Source organism: Pseudoduganella aquatica (assembly GCF_009857595.1).
Lineage (GTDB): Bacteria > Pseudomonadota > Gammaproteobacteria > Burkholderiales > Burkholderiaceae_D > Rugamonas > Rugamonas aquatica_A.
The window spans coordinates 1-255 of sequence record NZ_WWCU01000171.1; the positions used below are offsets into that span (position 1 = coordinate 1).

1 rRNA gene is annotated in these 255 nt (G+C 53.3%); it reads left to right on the plus strand.

What is annotated here, in order from left to right:
- Positions 1 to 255, plus strand: a 16S ribosomal RNA gene (locus GTP77_RS30105); the annotation flags it as partial.

Below are 255 nucleotides of genomic sequence, written 5' to 3' on the forward strand. Positions count from 1 at the left end.
GGAATTGACGGGGACCCGCACAAGCGGTGGATGATGTGGATTAATTCGATGCAACGCGAAAAACCTTACCTACCCTTGACATGGAAGGAATCCCCGAGAGATTGGGGAGTGCCCGAAAGGGAACCTTTACACAGGTGCTGCATGGCTGTCGTCAGCTCGTGTCGTGAGATGTTGGGTTAAGTCCCGCAACGAGCGCAACCCTTGTCATTAGTTGCTACGAAAGGGCACTCTAATGAGACTGCCGGTGACAAACCG